The 15,025-nt window shown below is 61.1% G+C and carries 12 protein-coding genes and 2 pseudogenes; 9 read left to right on the forward strand and 5 right to left on the reverse strand.

From position 1 onward, the window contains the following. Positions 1 to 14: 14 nt before the first annotated feature. From AACY31_RS01625 to AACY31_RS01655, 9 genes and pseudogenes are all read left to right on the forward strand, one after another. Positions 15 to 302: a twin-arginine translocase TatA/TatE family subunit gene (locus AACY31_RS01625; protein WP_339481052.1), complete on the forward strand. Its 288-nt coding sequence runs from the start codon at positions 15 to 17 to the stop codon at positions 300 to 302. A 10-nt stretch (positions 303 to 312) separates the two neighbouring features. Next, positions 313 to 732 (forward strand): Sec-independent protein translocase protein TatB, encoded by a 420-nt coding sequence (gene tatB, locus AACY31_RS01630; protein ID WP_339481054.1) that lies wholly within the window; start codon positions 313 to 315, stop codon positions 730 to 732. Next, on the forward strand, positions 729 to 1,526 hold the full coding sequence (gene tatC, locus AACY31_RS01635) for a twin-arginine translocase subunit TatC (protein WP_445261511.1): 798 nt from the start codon (positions 729 to 731) through the stop codon (positions 1,524 to 1,526). The genes tatB and tatC overlap by 4 nt, the downstream gene beginning before the upstream one ends. Then, on the forward strand, positions 1,523 to 2,230 hold the full coding sequence (locus tag AACY31_RS01640) for a 16S rRNA (uracil(1498)-N(3))-methyltransferase (protein ID WP_339481056.1): 708 nt from the start codon (positions 1,523 to 1,525) through the stop codon (positions 2,228 to 2,230). Before tatC ends, AACY31_RS01640 begins: the two co-directional genes overlap by 4 nt. A 223-nt stretch (positions 2,231 to 2,453) precedes the next feature. Beyond that, positions 2,454 to 3,422 (forward strand): annotated as a pseudogene (locus tag AACY31_RS28805) (methyl-accepting chemotaxis protein); the annotation flags it as partial. Then, complete coding sequence (locus AACY31_RS28810) at positions 3,417 to 4,280, forward strand: methyl-accepting chemotaxis protein (RefSeq protein WP_445261516.1); 864 nt, start codon at positions 3,417 to 3,419, stop codon at positions 4,278 to 4,280. The pseudogene AACY31_RS28805 and the gene AACY31_RS28810, both read left to right, overlap by 6 nt. Before the next feature lie 314 nt (positions 4,281 to 4,594). Next, positions 4,595 to 5,575, forward strand: a pseudogene (locus tag AACY31_RS28815) (methyl-accepting chemotaxis protein); the annotation flags it as partial. A gap of 141 nt (positions 5,576 to 5,716) precedes the next feature. Beyond that, positions 5,717 to 6,430 carry a methyl-accepting chemotaxis protein gene (locus AACY31_RS28820; RefSeq protein ID WP_445261517.1) on the forward strand — a complete coding sequence of 238 codons (714 nt, stop codon included), beginning with the start codon at positions 5,717 to 5,719 and terminating at the stop codon, positions 6,428 to 6,430. A 994-nt stretch (positions 6,431 to 7,424) separates the two neighbouring features. Beyond that, positions 7,425 to 7,766, forward strand: coding sequence for a DUF6124 family protein (locus AACY31_RS01655; RefSeq protein ID WP_339481062.1), 342 nt, complete (start codon positions 7,425 to 7,427; stop codon positions 7,764 to 7,766). A gap of 133 nt (positions 7,767 to 7,899) precedes the next feature. On the opposite strand, the gene mdoH is transcribed toward AACY31_RS01655, so the two are convergent. The 5 genes from mdoH to AACY31_RS01680 all read right to left on the reverse strand — a co-directional run bounded on the left by mdoH (position 7,900) and on the right by AACY31_RS01680 (position 14,977). Beyond that, positions 7,900 to 10,470, reverse strand: a complete 2,571-nt coding sequence (gene mdoH / locus AACY31_RS01660; protein WP_339503732.1) for a glucans biosynthesis glucosyltransferase MdoH — start codon at positions 10,468 to 10,470, stop codon at positions 7,900 to 7,902. Further along, entirely contained in the window at positions 10,463 to 12,232 is a 1,770-nt protein-coding gene (locus tag AACY31_RS01665; protein WP_339481065.1) for a glucan biosynthesis protein G, read from the reverse strand. The genes mdoH and AACY31_RS01665 overlap by 8 nt, the downstream gene beginning before the upstream one ends. A gap of 320 nt (positions 12,233 to 12,552) precedes the next feature. Then, on the reverse strand, positions 12,553 to 12,990 hold the full coding sequence (gene dtd / locus AACY31_RS01670) for a D-aminoacyl-tRNA deacylase (RefSeq protein ID WP_339481067.1): 438 nt from the start codon (positions 12,988 to 12,990) through the stop codon (positions 12,553 to 12,555). Continuing rightward, positions 12,987 to 13,958 carry a prolyl aminopeptidase gene (gene pip, locus AACY31_RS01675; RefSeq protein ID WP_339481068.1) on the reverse strand — a complete coding sequence of 324 codons (972 nt, stop codon included), beginning with the start codon at positions 13,956 to 13,958 and terminating at the stop codon, positions 12,987 to 12,989. Before pip ends, dtd begins: the two co-directional genes overlap by 4 nt. Positions 13,959 to 14,062: 104 nt before the next feature. Further along, on the reverse strand, positions 14,063 to 14,977 hold the full coding sequence (locus AACY31_RS01680) for an alpha/beta hydrolase (protein ID WP_339503734.1): 915 nt from the start codon (positions 14,975 to 14,977) through the stop codon (positions 14,063 to 14,065). Positions 14,978 to 15,025: the final 48 nt, after the last annotated feature.

The following is a 15,025-nucleotide window of genomic DNA, read 5'->3' on the forward strand; positions in this document are numbered from 1 at the left end:
AGAGGAATAGCCCCATGGGTATTTTTGACTGGAAACACTGGGTCGTCATCCTGGTCGTCGTGGTGCTGGTGTTCGGCACCAAGAAACTGAAAAACCTCGGCACCGATGTCGGCGAGTCGATCAAGGGCTTTCGCAAGGCCATGAACGATGACGAAAAACCGGCCGACTCATCGGCGACTCCTGGCCAACCGGCGCAGCCGACCCAATCGGTACCCCCCCAGGGCACCCAGCCAGTGAATGCGCCGCACACCATCGACGTGCAGGCCCAGAAAGTCGAAGAGCCCGCCCGCAAAGACTCGTGAGCACTGACTAATGTTTGGTATCAGCTTCACTGAACTGCTGCTCGTCGGCCTCGTCGCCCTGCTGGTACTGGGCCCTGAGCGTCTGCCGGGTGCTGCGCGCACCGCTGGTCTCTGGGTCGGTCGTCTCAAGCGCAGCTTCAATGCGATCAAACAGGAAGTTGAACGTGAAATCGGTGCCGACGACATCCGTCGGCAACTTCACAACGAACATATTCTGTCCCTGGAGCAGGAAGCGCGGAAAATCTTCACGCCGACCCAGCAGGAACCGACGCCGGTCCAACCTGCGGTCGAGCCGACGATTGCGCCACAGGCGTCGGTGGATGACACGGCGCCCGTGGTGGCCGAGCCTGCCAAACCGGTGGAACCCGCCCCGACGGCGACAACGCCAGAAGCGCCTAACGACCCTACATTGCCGCCGCGAGCCCCATGAGCGATATCCCAGAGAACGACCAGCCGATGCCGCTGGTATCGCACCTCACCGAGTTGCGCACCCGCCTGCTGCGTTGCGTCGCGGCGATTTTCATTATCTTCGCCGGGCTGTTTGCCTTCACCCAGCAGATCTACACCTTCGTCTCCACACCGCTGCGCCAGTACCTGCCGGCGGGGGCGACAATGATCGCCACCGACGTGTCGTCGCCGTTCCTGACGCCCCTGAAGCTGACGATGATGGTCTCGCTGTTCCTGGCCATTCCGGTGATCCTGCACCAGATCTGGGGCTTCATTGCACCTGGCCTGTACAAGCATGAAAAACGCATCGCCGTACCGCTGCTGGTGTCCAGCATCCTGCTGTTCTACACCGGCATGGCCTTCGCCTACTTCCTGGTGTTCCCGCTGATCTTCAAGTTCTTCGCCGCCGCCACCCCGGCGGGTGTGGAGATGATGACCGACATCACCAGTTACCTGGATTTCGTCATGACGCTGTTCTTCGCCTTCGGCGTGGCGTTCGAAATCCCGGTGGCGGTGGTGCTGCTGGTGTGGATCGGCGTGGTTGACGTTGCCTACCTGAAGAAGGCCCGCCCCTACGTGATCATCGGCTGCTTCGTGGTCGGCATGATCCTGACCCCGCCGGACATCTTCTCCCAGACCCTGCTGGCTGTGCCAATGTGGCTGCTGTTCGAGATCGGCATCCTGTTCGGTGGCTTGGTGCGCAAGCGCCGGAAAGAAGAACCCGAGGACCAGCCAGTCGATGACCACAACGACCAGCCGCCAGCGACCCAAGCGTGAACCTGCTGCTGCTCGAAGAGGCCGACTTCATTGGGCCTGACCGCGTGATCCTGAACGATCGCCGGTTGACCCACATGCAGGAAGTCCACCGCAGCGCCGTCGGTGACAGCCTACGGGTTGGGCGCATCGGTGGGTTGATGGGCACGGCTCAGGTGCTGCGCCTGGAAGCCCGCGAGGCCGAACTGCAAGTGACCCTCGACCAGGCGCCGCCGGCCAAGTTGCCGCTGACCCTGGTACTGGCCCTGCCGCGTCCGAAAATGCTCCGGCGGGTGTTCCAGACTGTCGCCACCATGGGCGTGCCGCGGGTGGTGCTGGTCAACAGCTATCGCGTGGAAAAGAGCTTTTGGCAGACGCCTTTCCTCGAACCCGAGGCCATCCGCGAGCAACTGATCCTGGGCCTGGAACAAGCCCGGGACAGCGTGCTGCCAGAAATCATCATCGAAAAACGCTTCAAGCCCTTCGTCGAAGACCGCCTGCCAGCCATCACCGACGGCACCTTGGGCCTGGTGGGGCACCCCGGTAATTACCCGCCCTGCCCTCGCGCGCTGACTGAGCCGGTGACATTGGCCATCGGCCCGGAGGGCGGCTGGATTCCCTACGAGATCGACCTGTTGGCCAAGGCCGGGCTGCAACCGGTACAACTGGGCGAGCGGATCCTGCGGGTCGAAACCGCCGTCACGGCCTTGCTCGCACGTCTGTTCTGATCCTCTGTGGCTTCATGCGCCCCTCGCCACAACGTCAGCAAGCCCAATATCTTCCGTTCATTTCTACAGATCCTTCCCTGAAAGCCGATACAGCACGGATAAAACAAAATCAGCGCTGCGAGGGAGTATCGGCATGTTCCAGTGGTTTGCCCAGAGTCTGGGAAATGTAAGCGTCAATCGCAAGCTCGGCTTCGGCTTCGGCCTTGTGCTGTTCCTGACCCTGATGATCGCGTTTACCGGATGGACCGGCCTGGGTAACGTGATCAGCCGTGGCGACAAACTGGGGTTCATTTCCGAACTCAGCGGATTGACTAAGGACTTGCGCCTGGCACGCATGGACTACTACAACTCTCGTGGAGAAAACGGTCCGCAGGAGGTCAACGACCTGATTGACAAGCTCGATGCGGGGCTGAAAACCGCCCGCCAACTGATCGAGCAACCGGACGATGTAGCGCTGATCGACAAACAACTGGCCGCCGTCGTCGAGTATAAAAGCGCCTTCGCCGAGATGATCACCGCCACCGCCAGCCGTGAAGACGCTCGCAGCAAACTCGGCGCCAGCGCTGACAACGCGGTGGCCCGCGTCACCGAAGTGGAAAATGCGCTGCTGCAAGGTGGCGACGTCGGCCAGTTCAACAGTCTGGTGAGCCTGAGCAAGGCGATCCAACAGGCGCGCTATCAGGTTCGCGGCTACACCTACAGTGGCAAAAGCGAGGCCCAACAACCGGCCATCGATGCAATTACCGATGTCCTGAAACTGCTTGCACGTTTGCCGGCCCAGTTGCCTGAAGAGCACGCCGACAGGTTCCAGCAGGCCAGCGACTCGATGAACCTCTATCGAGCGGCGGTTAGCCAGTTCCGCGATTCCCAGCTTGATACCGCTGCAGCACTCAAGCGCATGGCTGAGCAAGGCGAAGTGCTGCTCGAAACCAGCCAAGAGTTGACCGCCTCCCAGACCGGCGTGCGTGACCGTGATGCGGCCGAGGCCAAGACTTTCCTGATCGTGGCCGCAACGCTGGCCCTCGTGTTCGGCATCATCTCAGCCTTGGTGATCACCCGGCAGATCGTCGGCCCCTTGAGCCAGACCCTCAGGATCGCCCAAGGCGTGGCCGCCGGCGATCTGACCCACAACCTGACCTCCGAGCGCCGTGACGAACTGGGCCAGCTGCAGCGGGCCATGCAGAGCATGACCGTGGGCCTGCGCCAATTGATCGGCGGCATCGGCCAAGGCGTCACGCAGATTGCCAGCGCAGCCGACCAACTCTCGGCCGTCACCGAACAGACCAGCGCTGGCGTCAACAGCCAGAAAGTGGAAACTGACCAAGTCGCTACCGCGATGCACGAAATGACCGCCACGGTGCAGGAAGTAGCACGCAATGCCGAGGAAGCCTCCGAAGCCGCCCTTGCCGCCGACCAGCAAGCACGTGAAGGCGAAAAAGTGGTCGGTGAAGCCATCGTCCAGATCGAACGCCTGGCCCTCGAAGTGGGCAACTCCACCGCGGCGATGGGCGACCTGAAGCGCGAAAGCGACAAGATTGGCAGTGTGCTCGACGTGATCAAATCCGTGGCCCAGCAAACCAACCTGCTGGCCCTCAACGCAGCCATCGAAGCGGCCCGTGCTGGGGAAGCCGGGCGTGGTTTCGCGGTCGTGGCCGATGAGGTTCGCAGCCTGGCGCAGCGCACCCAGAAGTCCACCGAAGAAATCGAAGAGCTGATCGTCGGCCTGCAATCGGGCACCCAGCAGGTCGCGACCATCATGGACAACAGCCGCAGCCTGACCGACAACAGCGTCGAGCTGACCCGCCGTGCCGGTGGCTCCCTGGAAAACATCACCCGCACGGTCTCGGCGATCCAATCGATGAATCAACAGATCGCCGCAGCCGCCGAGCAACAAAGCGCCGTGGCCGAGGAAATCAACCGCAGCGTGCTGAACGTACGTGACGTGTCCGAACAAACCGCCGCCTCCAGCGAAGAAACCGCCGCCTCCAGCGCCGAACTGGCGCGGCTGGGCGTTCATTTGCAGACGTTGGTGGGGCGGTTCAAGGTCTAAGATTACTCCCGCCTGGCTACGCGCTGTAGGAGCTGTCGAGTGCAACGAGGCTGCGATCTTTCCCCTGACACTTGAGTCTCAAGCGGAAGATCAAAAGATCTCAGCCTTCGGCAGCGCCTACACAGCCCAAGCGGGAGAGCCCCGGAAAAACACCCGCCTATTTCCTACAGATCGCCACAACAGGGTCGATACTCTTCTCATAAAGCCTATAAAAGGTTCAAGGGAGTATCGGCATGTTCAGTTGGCTGACCGAGAAGCTTGGAAATGTAAGCGTCAATCGCAAACTGGGTTTCGGTTTTGGCCTGGTACTGCTGATGACCATCCTGAACACCTTCGCCGGCTGGAACAGCCTGAGTAGTGTGATCAGCCGCGCAGATAAGCAGGCTTCCATCGCCGAGCTCAACGAGCTGGACAAGGATCTGCGAGTCGCCCGTCTCGACTATGAAATGCGTCGCGGTGAACAAGGCCCAACAGCCGTCAGCGAACTCTTGGTCAAGCTGCAGGAAGGCACGCACGCCTCCCTCAAAACGTTTACGCGCGCCTCTGACCTGGAAATGCTCAATCAGCAGTTGGCGACGCTTGACGAATACATACGCGCCTTTGCCGACATGACCCAGGCGACGCAGAACCGCGAATCGGCTCGACCCAAGCTGGGAGCCAACGCCGACAACGCCGTGGCCAAGGTGAAGGAAGTCGAAGATGCCTTGCGCCAAGGCGACAGTGTCCCCCTATTCAACGACGTGGTTGAGCTGAGCAAACTGATCCAGCAAGCGCGCTACCAGGTTCGTGGCTACACCTACAGCGGCAAGGCCGAAGCCGAGCAACCGGCGCTGGAGGCCATTGATAACGTCTTGAAAAGCCTGGAGGCCTTGCCGAGTACACTGCCGGAGCAGTACACCGCCAACCTGCAACAGGCCACCGAATCAATGAAGGCCTATCGCGCCGCAGTCGGTCAGTTCCGAGACTCGCAGGTAGCCAATGCCTCAGCCCTCAAGCGAATGGTGGAGCAAGACACCCGTTTGAACGAGTTAAGCCACCGATTGACGGCCTCGCAGACCGAGAAACGTGATCAGGAGACGATTCACGCGAAAGAGGCATTGATCATCGTCACCCTCCTGGCCTTGGCGTTTGGCCTACTGGCAGCGTGGATCATTACCCGACAGATCGTCGTTCCGCTGCAACACACCCTGGTTGCAGTCGAGCGCGTCGCTTCGGGCGACCTGAGCCATGACCTTGACGTCCATCGGCGCGACGAGATGGGCCAGTTGCAAAGCAGCCTGCAACGCATGGTGATCAACCTGCGGCAACTGATCGGAGGTATCAGCGATGGGGTTACGCAAATCGCCAGCGCCGCCGAACAGCTCTCGGCCGTCACCGAGCAGACCAGTGCCGGGGTCAATAGCCAGAAAGTGGAAACCGATCAGGTCGCCACCGCCATGAACGAAATGACTGCCACGGTGCAGGAAGTGGCACGCAACGCCGAGGAAGCCTCCGAAGCCGCAGCCGCTGCCGATGCCCAGGCGCGCGAAGGCGACAAGGTGGTCGGAGAAGCGATTGCCCAAATCGAACGCCTGGCACTCGAAGTCGGTAACTCCACCACCGCCATGGGCGATTTGAAGCGAGAAAGCGACAAGATCGGCAGTGTGCTGGACGTGATCAAGTCCGTGGCCCAACAGACAAACCTGCTGGCCCTCAACGCGGCAATCGAGGCGGCTCGCGCGGGAGAAGCCGGTCGTGGTTTCGCCGTGGTGGCCGACGAGGTTCGCAGCCTGGCCCAGCGCACCCAGAAATCCACTGAAGAAATCGAGCAACTGATCGTCGGTCTGCAATCAGGCACCGAACAGGTCGCGACCACCCTGGACAACAGCCGCAACCTGACCGACAACAGCGTCGAACTGACCCGCCGTGCGGGGGGCTCGTTGGAGAACATCACTCGTACGGTCTCGGCGATCCAGTCGATGAACCAGCAGATCGCCGCGGCGGCTGAGCAGCAGAGTGCGGTGGCTGAGGAGATCAACCGTAGTGTGCTGAATGTGCGTGATGTGTCGGAGCAAACGGCCTCGTCCAGTGAGGAGACTGCCGCCTCCAGTGCGGAGCTGACGCGGTTGGGGGTGCATTTGCAGACGTTGGTGGGGCGGTTCCGGGTTTGATGCCTTGCGGCTGCCTTACTTAGGATTTGTGTGTATATCCGTTTTTTTGGTAACGGCGGCTTAGGGTTCCGCTCTTACAGCGGCTCACTTTCGAAAAGCGCGAAAGTAACCAAAGCGCTTCTGCCCCACCACTTGGCACCTCGCCTAGGCTCGGTGTGCCCGAGATCAACGTCCACCACGAGGCGGCCTAACAGCCGACCTGGTTCTTGATGGAGACCGCGTTCCTCCTGTGGGAGCGAGCTTGCTCGCGATGGCGTTGGGTCTGCTTGCATCAATGCTGAATGTGCCGCCGTCTTCGCGAGCAGGCTCGCTCCCACAATGGGATCGGAGTACGACCGGGAGAGCCAGGTCGGCTATAAGGCCGCCTCGCGAGCAAGCTTTGCTCCCACAGGTCCTGCTCAAACAGATCTGAGGGGTGTACGACCGCAAGAGCTAGGCCGGCTACTAGGCCGCCTCGCGGTGGACGTTGATCTCGGCGCCCCGTTAACCACGCTGGCCGAACGCAGGCATTGTGGAGTGGGCATCCCGGAGCAATGCCGGAGTGAGGGCATGCCGAGCCCTAGCGAGGCACCGAGTGGTGGGGCAAAAGCGTTTTGCTTACTTTTGCGCTTCTCAAAAGTGAGCCGCTGTAAGAGCGGAACCGTCAGCCGCCGTCACCTAAATAACGGATATACATACAAAAATACCTGCGTCCCACAATCCGTCATCCCAAGGCTACGGAGCCTTGCGCCATTGCCTACAACTACGCCAGAATCCGCCGGCTTGTGCGCCTTGGCCCTGGGCTCTAACGTTTGCAGGTCGCTGTCAGTTCAGCGATCGGGTTTAGCAGCTCGGCACAATATCAAGGCACGCAGGTCCGCTTTATGGCGGCTGTGCGTGGGGCACTTCGGTGCGCCGGGTTCCTTGATTCCTGGTCTGCTAACCCGCGCACAGTCGCCACCTTTTTCGTTTAGCAGCGATGTCTGGCGGCTCCATCAATCAAGGAGCGTCAACCATGCACAAGGTCACACCCAACCCACCAGAACCAGAAACCGACCCCAAGAAACTCCAGGAAGCCACTGATCGCGCGCTCGATGACTACCTGATCCCCAAACAGGCCAAATCCGAGAATAAGCCATCGCCAGGCCAGCTCTTCACCGTCGTCGCCTGCATCGACACCGAAAGCCTGCTGGCCAACCTCAGCGAAAACCTGGCCTCAGCCGATGCCATGATCAGCGACCTTGCGTTCGACCTGAAAGGCTCGCGGCGCCACGTTGCCTTCGGCATTCAGCAACTGATGGAACTGAGCAGGTTATTGGCAAACCGGATGTTGGATAGCATCAACCCGCAACACTGAGCGCACCACAGAATCGGGGGCGGCTGCGCCACCCAGCGGGAGCAAGCTCCCTCGCCACAAGGGCGATCCGCAGATAGAAAATACGCCCAACAAAAAGCCCCGCTTCCTTCCAGAAGCGAGGCTTTTTTGCGTATCAGGCCAGTTGAGGCTGTACGCTCACCGGCTGTAGCGGCAGCAACGGTGCATGAGGGTCGGCCTTGACCGACTCACGCCACGCCGCCAGCCACTCCGGATGCGCCTCGCTCCAGACCTGCTCATGTAGGCGGGACAGGGCCACCGGGTCACTTAGCAACGCCAGTCGCTCAGCGTTGCTTAGCTCGGCAGGACCGACCTTCAGGGCGTGGCGGACACGTTCGACCCGCAGCCATTCAATCGGCTCGGCCTGGCCGTGACGCGAGGTCGCCAGCGCACACGCCAAGGCGTTTTGTTGCGGATCGACCACCGCCCGGATGAAACCGTCTTTGAGCGCATGCCAACGGTTTTCATGGGTGTACTGGTCCGTCGACAGCAGCTCCTGTGGCGGGGCGTATTCCTCGGGGATCAGGAACAGGCTTTCATCACGGGACTTCAAGCCCAGGCCCACGCGGCTGGAGATCACCGACACCGGAATCGACAGCATCAGCGAACCCACGATCGGCACCAGCCACCACAGGAAGCTTGGGTTCAGCCAGATCACCAGCAAGGCCCAGAAGAAGCCCAGCAAGGTTTGCGGACCGTGGCGCTTGAGCGCTTCGCTCCATGGCGTGGAGTCGTCGTCACGTTGTGGCGAGTTCCAGGTCGCAGCCCAGCCCAGGAACGCGGCGAGCACGAAACGGGTGTGGAAAATCATCCGCACCGGCGCCAGCAGCATGGAGAACAGCATCTCCAGCAGCATCGACAGCGTCACCTTGAACTTGCCACCAAACGCCTTCGCACCCTTGGCCCAGATCAACACGATACTCAGCAACTTGGGCAGGAACAGCAGCACGATGGTGGTGGAGAACAGGGCGATGGCCTTTTCCGGATGCCATTGTGGCCACAACGGATAGAGCTGACGCGGCTCGAGGAAGTACTGCGGCTCCATCAGCGTGTTCACCGCCAACAACGCAGTGGACAGCACCAGGAAGAAGAACCACAGTGGCGCCGACAGGTAGGACATCACGCCGGTCAGGAACACCGCACGGTGTACCGGGTGCATGCCCTTGACCAGGAACAGCCGGAAGTTCATCAGGTTGCCGTGGCACCAGCGACGGTCACGCTTGAGTTCGTCCAGCAGGTTTGGCGGCAGTTCTTCGTAGCTGCCCGGCAAGTCATAGGCAATCCACACGCCCCAGCCGGCACGGCGCATCAGCGCCGCTTCGACGAAGTCGTGGGACAGGATGGCACCGGCGAACGCGCCTTTACCGGGCAGCGGCGCCAGGGCGCAGTGCTCGATGAACGGTTTCATGCGGATGATCGCGTTGTGGCCCCAGTAGTGGGATTCACCCAACTGCCAGAAGTGCAGGCCGGCGGTGAACAGTGGACCGTACACCCGAGTGGCGAACTGCTGCATGCGCGCATACAGCGTGTCCATGCCCGAGGCACGTGGCGCGGTCTGGATGATGCCGGCGTCCGGCGTGGCTTCCATCAGGCGCACCAGGCTGGTCAGGCACGTACCGCTCATGACGCTGTCGGCGTCGAGCACGACCATGTACTTGTAGTCGCTGCCCCAACGACGGCAGAAGTCGTCGAGGTTGCCGCTCTTGCGCTTCACGCGACGGCGACGGCGGCGATAGAATATCTTGCCGAAACCACCGGCTTCACGGCAGACGTCCAGCCAGGCCTGTTGTTCGGCCACGCAGATATCGGTTTCGTTACTGTCACTGAGCACGAAGAAGTCGAAACGATCCAGGTCACCGGTGGCGGCCACCGACTCGAAGGTTGCGCGTAAACCGGCAAATACCCGTGGCACGTCTTCGTTGCAGATCGGCATCACCAGCGCGGTGCGGGCGTCCTTGGGAATCGGCTCGTTGCCAGCGCTGGCACCGGAGATGCGGTATTTGTCGTGACCGGTGAGCAATTCGAGAAAGCCCATCAGCGCCGTCCAGAAACCCGCCGAGACCCAGCAGAACAGAATCCCGAACAGAATCAGGATGCTGGTTTGCAGCGCATACGGCAGTACTTGCGTGGCGGTCTGCAACAGCGGTTGGTGCAGGACTTCTTCCAGGTCCACGAACGACCAGCCCTGGTACGGCATGATGCCTTTCATGTACCAGCCGGCGACGATAGTCTGGCCGAGCATCAATATCAGCAAGATGTAGCGGCGGATCGAGCCCACGGTACGCCAGCGCGCATGTGGCAGCACGCGCTCGTCCTTGGGCGGCTTCGGCGGGTTGGTACGACCGGTCAGGCGTCGCCAGCCGCGCACCAGGATATTGGTGCGCCACGGCTCCGGCACGACCTTGGTCCGACGGATCGGCGGCGTCGCTTTCAGGCAGACCCGACCACCGGCGTCGAGCCCCAGCATCTGGGCGTCCTCGAGTTCCTCGGCGCTGCTCAGCGTCAGCCGGCGGCCCACCGAGGTTTGCGCCGCCTCGGCGGGCTGGTCGAAGGTCGATGAGGACAAGCGTTCGTGCAATTCGCTGAAGGACTTGCAGCCCGCCAGTTCGGCGCGCTGCTCGTCGGTCATGGGCAAATGGGCCAGGTACTCGCTGAGCGTCTCTGGCTGTACTGGCGTATTACTCATCGGCTGGCAACTGATAGCTCCAGGTCTCGGTCAGGACTTGTTCAGTCGGTTCCGGTTCCTGCTGGGTTGGGGTCGGTTCAACAGCTGCGTCCGCCGCCTTGACGGCCTTGGCTTCGTCTTTCGCTTTTTCTTTCGCGAGTTCTTTTGCGGTCTGCTGGCGGGCGACTTTGTCGGCCTTGGCCAGGGTCGTGGTCACGGAATGCGAGACAGCCGGGGCTTCGACAGGCATCAATGGACGGACCAGCGCCGCACGCATTTCGGTGGGCTGTTTCGAGTCCTTGATCTTCAACCGCAGGGTCAAGCGCCAGCCCTTGGTTTCAGGGTTGTAGCGCACGCTATTCTCGACGATCTCGCCGTTTTCGCCGACGCTCACCTGGCTACGCACATCGGCGTCTTCCGGCAGGGCCTGCAGGGACGGACCTTCGAAATCCACCAGGTAGGCCACGCTGCCGTCCGGCTGACGGATCAGGTTGGACTGCTTCACGTCGCCGGTGGAACGCAGGGTCTGCTGGACCCAGGCGCTGTCCGGCGAGTGCAGGCTGGCTTCGTCGAGGGTCCAGTGCAGGCGATAGTTGAAGTCCAGCGGCTGACCTGGCTCAGGCAGTTTTTCCGGGCTCCAGAAGGCAACGATATTGTCGTTGGTTTCGTCGGCGGTCGGAATTTCTACCAAGTCGACGGAGCCCTTGCCCCAATCGCCTTTGGGTTCGATCCAGGCACTTGGACGCTTGTCGTAGCGGTCGTCGAGGTCTTCGTAGTGGCTGAAGTCACGCCCCCGTTGCAACAGGCCGAAGCCACGCGGATTTTCTACCGAGAAGTTGCTCACGGCCAGGTGTTTCGGGTTGTTCAGAGGGCGCCAGATCCACTCGTCGTTACCGGCATGGATCGACAGGCCACTGGAATCGTGCAGTTCACGACGGTAGTTCAGCACTTTGGACGGTTGGTTGGCGCCGAACAGGTACATGCTGGTCAATGGGGCCACGCCCAGCTTGGTCACGCGCTCACGCAGGAACATGCGCGACTTCACGTCGACCACGGTGTCGGTGCCCGGACGCAGGATCAGGCGATAGGCGCCAGTGGCGCGCGGCGAATCCAGCAGGGCGAAGATCACCAAGTGCTTGTCGGTCGGTTTCGGACGCTGGATCCAGAATTCGCGAAAGCGTGGGAACTCTTCACCTGATGGTAATGCGGTGTCGATGGCCATGCCACGAGCCGACAAGCCATAGACCTGGCCCTTGCCGATGACGCGGAAATAACTCGCGCCCAGCATGGTCATGATTTCGTCTTGCTTGTCGGCCTTGTTGATCGGGTACAACACGCGAAAACCGGCGTAGCCCAATTGCTCGGTGGCCTTGGGATCGAATTTCACGTCACTGAAATCGAAGCGCGACGGGTCATACTTGAGCTCTTCGACGGTGGTCGCGGTGATTTCGTTGATCTTCACCGGCGTGTCGAAATGCATGCCCTGGTGATAGAAGGACAGCCTGAACGGTGTCTTCTGGTCGGCCCATTCGGCTTTTTCGGTGCGAAAACGGATTTTTTGATAGTCAGCGAATTTCATATCGCGGAATTCGTTCGGCAGATTGCTGCGCGGGGCTTCGTATTTTTGCCCGGCCAGTTCTTGAGCCTTCGCCGATACATCATCCAGGCTGAATGCCCACAGTTGGCCCGCGCCGAACAGGCACAGCAGAGCCGAGCCCGCTACCAGGGCGTTTCTAAACCGTTTGGCAGACATTTTTGGTGCATTACAGGGACTAACAATCACGAGCAACCCTCGCCGAAAACTGATCAAAAAACCAACGGCCAGATAAAGTACCTGCACGGAAACGGCGCTGAAAACCGTTCCTGCTGACCACCCTTGCCAAGTTGGCGAGCATTGTTCCGACTCCGATGGGACAAAATGATTCCCCAAACGGTTCAGGACAAATCTCTACCTAAAGTCAAATGGACCAGCGAATGCTGGTCCCCCGTAGCGCGCGATTATCTAGTAGCCCGCGTGACAACGCATCAGGGGCAACAAAGTATTTATCGAGAAAACTCCCTGTTTTGCCTCGAAACAGGACCGAAAAGATGTTTCAAAGGCTTTCAGACCTGTAACAGGAAGGTTACCGGGCCATCATTGACCAGATGCACCTGCATGTCGGCGCCGAATCTACCTGATGCCACAGTGCCATGCACCTGTTTCGCCTGGTTCAGCAAATAGCTGAACAACTCTTCCCCCAGGGCCGGAGGCGCGGCTGTCGAAAAGCCCGGGCGCAAACCACTTTTGGTGTCGGCCGCCAAGGTGAACTGCGACACCAGCAGCAACCCACCACCGACATCCACCAGCGACAGGTTCATCTTGCCGTCGGCGTCACTGAATACTCGATAGTTAAGCAACTTATGCAAGAGCTTGTCGGCGCTGGCCCGGGTATCCCCGGGCTCGACGGCCACCAACACCAGCAAGCCTTGATCCACCGCCCCGACGATCTCGCCTGATACTTCGACCCGTGCGCCGCGAACGCGTTGCAACAGCCCCTTCATGCTTCTTCGGGCGGCAGGTCGAGCAGGCGCCGGGCCATTTGTGCAGCGGCGCGCACCAGTGCATCGGTGATCCCCGGCTCCGAGGCGGCGTGGCCAGCGTCGCGAATCACCTGCAGTTCGCTGTTGGGCCAGTTCTGATGCAGCTCCCAGGCATTGTCCAACGGGCAGATGACGTCGTAGCGGCCATGCACGATGACGCCCGGCAAATGGGCGATCTTGCCCATGTCGCGAATCAACTGGTTGGGTTCGAGGAAGGCGTTGTTGGTGAAGTAGTGGCATTCGATCCGGGCGATCGACAGTGCCCGCTGCGGCTCGGAGAAGCGATCGACCACCAGCGGGTTCGGACGCAGGGTCGCGGTGCGGCCTTCCCAAGTGGACCAGGCCTTGGCCGTGTGCATCTGGGCGATCTGGTCGTTACCGGTCAGGCGCTTGTGGAAAGCGCTGAGCAGGTTGTCACGCTCGTCCAACGGGATTGGTGCGATGTAGTCCTGCCAATAGTCGGGGAACAGGCGACTGGCGCCGGCCTGGTAGAACCACTCGATTTCCTGCGGCCGGCAGAGAAAGATCCCACGCAGGATCAGGCCGTGTACCCGCTCCGGATGAGTCTGGGCGTAGGCCAGGGCCAGGGTCGAGCCCCAGGAACCGCCAAACAGTACCCATTTCTCGATGCCTAAGTGCTTGCGGATGCGCTCCAGGTCTTCGACCAGATCCCAGGTGGTGTTGTTTTCAAGGCTGGCATGGGGGGTGGACCGGCCGCAACCGCGCTGGTCGAACGTGACGATGCGGTACAGGTTCGGATCGAAGTAGCGGCGGCTCTGTGCATCGCAGCCAGCACCCGGGCCGCCATGAATGAACACCACCGGCAGGCCTTCTGGGGAACCGCTTTCATCGACATAGAGCGTGTGGGTGTCATCGACAGCCAGATCGTGCCGGGCATGAGGTTTGATCTGCGGGTACAAAGTCTGCATTGCGCGCTCCGTAAGGGGTCGAGTCATCCCTGTGGGGACGTCTATTTAGTCTGCCGTACGGCATCATAAACCCGAATCACCTTAATGAGCATGTCCCTGCGCAGTCAAAGCATGTCAGCCAGGTACGCCAGCAGTGTGCGATACATCCGATCGACCTCCGGCACCTGGCCCCGACCGCGCAGGCAACCGTGGACCAACCCTTCGCCGACAGACAGCACAGCGTCCACCCCTGCGGCGTTCAGCCGCTCGCTATAAAGGACACCATCGTCGCGCAGCGGGTCCCATTGCGCCACGACGATCAACGCCGGCGGCAAGCCGCCCAGGTGATCGGCGAGCAACGGCATGGCGCAAGGCGACGGTGCATCGCCGCCCAGGTACAGCGCGTGATAGCCGTCCAGGTCATGGCGGCTCAGCAGCGGCGCATCGGCACATTCGTGGCGCGAGGCGAGCGTTGCCGGGCCACCGAGCGCCGGATAGATCAACACCTGGGCCCGGGGCAACGCTTGCCCGGCATCACGCAAGGCCAGGCATAACGCAGCGGCGAGATTGCCGCCAGCACTGTCACCGACCACCAGCCGACGACGCGGATCGATGGCAAAGGGCATGGCTGCCAGATGACGCCACACGGCGAGGCAATCGTCCAGCCCGGCTGGAAACGGATGCTCTGGCGCCAATCGATAATCCACCGCCACCACCAGCGCACCAAGGGCGCCCGCCAGCTCCATGCAGATGAAGTCATGGGAGTCCAGGTCCCCCACCACCCAACCACCGCCGTGCAGATAGAAAATGCAGGGCCAGCCAGCGGGTGGCGCGGCACCCCGCAGGTGATAGGCCCGCACCGCCACACCGGCCAACTCGAAATCCTCGACTGCCAGTGTTGGCGGGCACGCCGGGGTGAACGCCCGGCACATCTGGCTGTAGGCCTGGCGCAAACCGGTGAGACTGTCGTCCGGGCTGGTAAAGCTCATGGTTTTGTCGATGAAGGCTGACATCTGTTCAGAGAGTGGATATGAGGTCATGACCAACACCACCTATTGAAATGTGGGAGCAAGGCTTGCCCGCGATGG

The organism is Pseudomonas sp. RL_105y_Pfl2_101 (genome assembly GCF_963970585.1).
GTDB lineage: Bacteria > Pseudomonadota > Gammaproteobacteria > Pseudomonadales > Pseudomonadaceae > Aquipseudomonas.